The sequence below is a fragment of the Streptomyces sp. NPDC045778 genome (genome assembly GCF_056431945.1).
The window spans coordinates 69,177-74,906 of the sequence record NZ_JBWKJZ010000040.1; the positions used below are offsets into that span (position 1 = coordinate 69,177).

Sequence of the window (5,730 nt, forward strand, 5' to 3'; positions counted from 1 at the left end):
GGTCTGGCAGTCCTCATCGTTCGTCGTGGTCGCTGTCGCCGCGTGCGGCGTCTTCGAGTTCGCTCAGCACCTGCTCCTCCACCAGGTCCGCCAGGGCGGCGACCGTGCGGTGGACCAGGACGTCGCGGGGCGTGAGGGTCACACCGAACGCGTCGTTGGCCCGGGAGGCGATGAGCAGGGCGCGCAGGGAGTCACCGCCCAGGGAGAAGTAGTCGTCCTCCACGCCCACCACCGTCTGAAGGACCTCCTCCCACAGGTCGGCGATGGCCTCCTCGGTGGGGGTGCGCGGGGCGACGTGCTCGGACGTCTCCTCCTGTTCCGGTGGCGGCGCGGGCAGGGCGGCCCGGTCGGTCTTGCCGTTCTCGGTGAGCGGGAAGCGGTCGAGGACGACGTACGCCGAGGGGACCAGGGGCCCTGGCAGGGTGCGGGCGGCGAGGGCGCGCAGCTCCGAGGCGGCGGGCCGCTCTGTGTCCGGCGCGGCGAGCAGGTGGGCGACCAGGCGCGGGAGCCCCGGCTCGTCCTCGCGCACGGTGACCACGGCGTCGAGGACGGCCGGGTGACGGACCAGCACGGCCTCGACCTCGCCCGCCTCGATGCGGTGGCCGCGCAGCTTGAGCTGGTGGTCGGTGCGGCCCAGGTAGTGCAGCTCGCCTTGGGCGTCTCGGCGTACGAGATCGCCGGTGCGGTACATGCGGGAGCCGGGTGGGCCGAACGGGTCGGCCGTGAACCGCGAGGCGGTGAGGCCCGGACGGTTGAGGTACCCGCGGGCCAAGGCCGGGCCGCTCAGCCACAACTCCCCCGCCACACCGTCCGGAACCGGCCGCAGCCGCGCGTCCAGCACATATACGCCGGTCTCGGGCAGCCGGCGCCCGATGGGCGGAGCGGAACCATCCGGCGTCAGCGGCCCCGACCAAGTGGCGACGACCGTGGCCTCGGTGGGCCCGTAGGAGTTGACCAGACGGTGGTGCGGCGCCCAGCGGGCCACCAGTTCCGGGCCGCACGCATCGGCGCCGACCGTGAGGGTCTTCAGATCCGGCAGGGTGTCGGGGGTCTCGGGCGGCAAGGTGGCGAGCGCGGCCGGAGGCAGCAAGGTGTGCGTGATGCGTTCGGTGCGCAGGACTTCGGCGAGTTCCTCGCCGAGCAGGGGCCCCGGGGAGGGCACGACCAGGCTCGCGCCTTGCGGCAGGGACATGCACAGCTCCAGGACCGACGCGTCGAAGCTCGGCGTGGCGAACGCCAACACCCGATCCCCCTCCGCCACTTCATAATGCGCCGCCTCCGCAGCGGCGAAGCCCGCCAGACCACGGTGCGTGACCACCACACCCTTAGGCGTACCCGTGGAACCCGACGTGTAGATCACATACGCCGGATCGTCCAGACGCAGCGGACGAACCCGATCCGCATCCGTCGGCCGCCCCTCCCGCGAGCCGTCCGCCAGCATCTCCGCGACCTGATCCGCATCGAGCGTCACCACCGGCGCCGCATCCCGCAGCATCAACGCCACCCGCTCCGCCGGATACCCCGGATCCACCGGCACGTACGCCGCACCGGCCTTGGCCACACCCAGCTGGGCCAGGACCATGTAGGCGGAGCGCGGCAGCACCAGGGCGACGAGGTCGCCGGGGCCCACGCCCCGGGCGATCAGCTGGTGTGCCAGACGGTTCGCGCGGACTTCCACGTCCGCGAAGGACAACGCCAGGGCCGGTGTCACCAGCGCCGTCGCCGCAGGCGTGCGGTCCACCGCGGCCTCGACCAGGGCAGGCAGCACCTGCGGCTCGACCGAAGTCGGCTCGGGGCGCGCGGGCCCCCGCAGCAGCCGTGCGCGCAGCTCCGGCGGCAGGGTGTCCACCGCGTCGAGCCGCGTCCCGTCCGGTGCGGCGATCAAGGTGCGCAGGGTGTGGACGAGCTGCGCGGAGAGGGAGCGCGCGGTGGACTCCTCGAAGTAGCGGGGGTCGTAGCCGACGACCACGCCCATGCGGCTGCCCGGCAGGATCACCACGGTCAGGGGGTAGTTGGTGGACTCATGGGCGTCGAGGTCGCGGACCTGGACGCCGTGCGCGCCCGCCGTGTCGTCGCCGACCGGGTAGTTCTCGAAGACCAGCAGGCTGTCGAACAGCGGTGTCCCCGGGGGCAGTCCGCTGGCGGCCTGGAGGTCGGTGAGCGGCACGTGGTCGAAGCGGCGGTCCTCGGCCCGCGCGGCCTGCGTCTCGCGCAGCCACGCGGCGCACGGGGCGTCGCCGTCCACGGTGACACGGGCGGGGAGCGTGGTGATGAAGAGGCCGGCGATGGTGTCGGCTCCCGGCATGTCCGCGGGCCGCCCGGAGACGGTCGTACCGAAGCACACGTTCCGGTCGCCGCTCCAGCGGGACAGGAGCAGCGCCCAGGCGCCCTGCACCACCGTGTTGAGGGTCAGCCGGTGGCGCCGGGCGAAGTCCGCGAGGCGGTCCGTCTCGGCCTCCTCCAGGTACTCCGCCAGCCAGCTGCCGGAGCGGGCCGGGGCGCCCTGGGCGGGCCTGCGGTCGTAGGGCGGCGGTGTCGGGGCGGTCAGGTCGGCGAGCGCGGCCGTCCAGTGCTCCTCGGCCCGCGCGGTGTCGCGGGCCGCGAGCCAGGCGGCGTAGTCCGCGAACGGCCTGCGTTCCGGCAGCCGCGGCTCCTCGCCACGGGAGAGGGCGGCGTGACTGGCCACGACGTCCCCGAGGACGTGGAAGACGCTCCACCCGTCGAGCAGGGCGTGGTGGAAGGTCCATACCACGCGCACCTCGTCCGGGGTGAGACGGATCACGGCGACCCGCAGCAGCGGCACGCGGTCCAGGTCGATGCCGCGGGCCTTGTCCTCGGCGAGCAGGCCCTCCAGTTCCCTGTCGCGCTCGTCGGGTGCGAGGTGGCTCCAGTCGTGCTCGGTGACCGGCACCGTGACGGCGCCGCGCACGGCCTGGAGCGGGACGGGCACCCCGTCCAGGACGACGGCGGTGCGCAGCACGGGTGTGCGGTCCACGACGTGCTGCCAGGCGGCGGCGAGCACGCGGGCGTCGGACACACCGTCCATGACGAACGTGATCTGCTCGACGTACAGCCCCTCGGCGGGCTCGTCCATGCCGTGGACGAGCATGCCCGCCTGGGTGGGGGTGAGCGGGTAGAGGTCCACCACGTCGCGCCCGGTGCCCACCAGACGGTCGACGGCAGCCTGGTCCAGCGGGGCCAGCGGGAAGTCCGACGGGGTGCGGCCCCCGGCGCCGGGCGCGGCGCAGTGCCGCACGATGGCCCGCAGTTCGTCGGCCATCTCGGCCGCGAGCCGGGCGACGGTGTCGCTGCGGTGCACGTCGCGCGAGTAGGACCAGGTGAACTCCAGGCGCTTGTCCGTCACGCGCCCGATGACGTCGAGGAGGTGCGGCCGGTCCGCGGCCGTGTCCATGCCGCCCGCGAGGTCTCCGTACGGGGCGAGCAGCAGATCCCCGGTGGCGTTCCAGTCCTGCTGCCCCAGGTAGTTGAAGGAGATCTGCGGCAGCCCGGGCAGGCCGGCACCCGCTGCCGGGTGCAGATGGCGCAGGGCGCCGTGGCCGAGGCCTCCGTGGGGCACCGCGCGCAGGCTCTCCTTGACGGACTTCAGCGCGCTGGCGGTGTCCGCGTCGCGCGGGACGTCGAGCGCGACAGGGAACACGCTGGTGAACCAGCCCACGGTGCGGGAGAGGTCGACGTCGTCGAAGAGTTCCTCACGGCCGTGGCCCTCCAGGGTCACGGCCACCCGGTCCCGCCCCGTCCAGCGGGCCAGGACCCGGCCGAGGGCGCACAGCAGCACGTCGTTGACGCGGGTGCGGTAGACGCCCGGCACGTCCTGGAGGAGCTGCCGGGTCTCCTCGCTGTCGAGGCCTACCGTCACCGACTGCTCGCTCGCGGCGGTGTTCGCCCCGCCGAGGTCGGTCGGCAGGGCGTCGTCGTCGGACACGGTCCGCCAGTGGTCGAGTTCGCCGTCGAAGCCTCCGGCCTCGGTGTGCGCGGCGAGGCGGCGGGCCCACGCCTGGAAGGAGGTCGTCTTCGGGCCGAGGTCGGGCGTGTTCCCGGCGCGCAGCGCCCGGTAGGCGGTGTCGAGGTCCTCCAGGATCAGGTGCCAGGACACCGCGTCCACCACGAGGTGGTGCGCGGCGAGGACCAGGACGGGCCGCCGCTCCTCCCCGCAGCGGCACAGCGCGGCCTTGAGGAGGGGGCCGGACTCCAGGTCGAAGTCCGAGCACAAGGTGTCGACGAGAGCCGCGGGCACCTCCCCCGGCAGGTCGTGCGCCTCCAGGTGGACGGGTGTTCCCGGGGCGGTGCCGTACTGGCGGCGGGTTCCGTCGGTGTCCTTCGGGTACCGCAGGCGCAGCGCGTCGTGGTGGTCGTGGACGGCGGCGAGGGCGGCGCGCAGCGCGGTCTCGTCGATGTCGGCGGCCAGGTGGTAGGAGACGGCCTGGGTGAGGCGGGCCGGGTCGCCGGTGAGGGTGTCGAACAGCCAGTGCTGGACCGGCGTCAGCGGTGCCTCGCCGACGACCGCGCCCTGTTCGGCCGTCGTGCCGGGGGCGGGCAGGTCCTCCGCGGCGGCGGCCAGTTCGGCGATCGTCTGATGGCGGAACAGGTGCCGTGGCGTCAGCGCGAATCCGGCCCTGCGGGCGGCGGCGACGATCTGGATGCCGAGGATGGAGTCCCCGCCGAGCGCGAAGTAGTTGTCCTGCGCGCCCACGTCCGGCACGCCGAGGACCTCGGACCAGATCGCGGCGAGGGCCTTCTCCGTGTCGGTGCGCGGCGGGGTGCCGCCGCCGTCGGCCGGGGCCGACCACACCGGGTCGGGCAGAGCGTTCCGGTCGAGCTTGCCGGTGGCGCCGAGCGGCAGGCGCTCCAGCGGCACGATGACCGCCGGGACCAGGTGGTCGGGGAGGGTGCGGGCGAGGAAGTCCCGCAGCGCCGCGGGGTCCGGGGACGCGTCGCCGCGCGGCACCGCGTACGCCACGAGGCGGCGGTGGCCGTCGCGCTCCGACACGCGGGCGGCGGCAGCGGCCACGTCCGGGTGCCCGGCGAGCGCCGCCTCCAGCTCCCCCAGCTCGACGCGGAAGCCCCGCACCTTCACCTGGTGGTCGGTGCGGCCCAGGTAGTGCAGCTCACCGTGGGCGTCTCGGCGTACGAGATCGCCGGTGCGGTACATGCGTGAGCCGGGCGGGCCGAACGGGTCGGCGGTGAACCGCGAGGCGGTGAGGCCCGGACGGTTGAGGTACCCGCGGGCCAACGCCGGGCCGCTCAGCCACAACTCCCCCGCCACACCGTCCGGAACCGGCCGCAGCCGCGCGTCCAGCACATACACACCGGTCTCGGGCAGCCGGCGCCCGATGGGCGGAGCGGAACCATCCGGCGTCAGCGGCCCCGACCAAGTGGCCACCACGGTCGCTTCGGTGGGGCCGTAGGAGTTGACCAGACGGTGGTACGGCGCCCAGCAGGCCACCAGTTCCGGGCCGCAGGCGTCGGCGCCAACCGTGAGGGTCTTCAGATCCGGCAGGGTGCCGGGGGTCTCCGGTGGCAGCGTGGACAGCGCGGCCGGAGGCAGCAAGGTGTGCGTGATGCGCTGCGCCCGGAGCACCTCCGCAAGCTCCGTACCGAGCAGGGGCCCCGGCGCGGGCACGACCAGGCTCGCGCCTTGCGGCAGGGACATGCACAGCTCCAGGACCGACGCGTCGAAGCTCGGCGTGGCGAACGCCAACACCCGATCCC

At 74.2% G+C, this 5,730-nt stretch carries 1 protein-coding gene; it reads right to left on the reverse strand.

Annotated elements, in window-relative coordinates:
- Positions 1 to 13 precede the first annotated feature (13 nt).
- Complete coding sequence (locus AC07GB_RS34750) at positions 14 to 5,722, reverse strand: amino acid adenylation domain-containing protein (RefSeq protein ID WP_478852614.1); 5,709 nt, start codon at positions 5,720 to 5,722, stop codon at positions 14 to 16.
- Positions 5,723 to 5,730 lie beyond the last annotated feature (8 nt).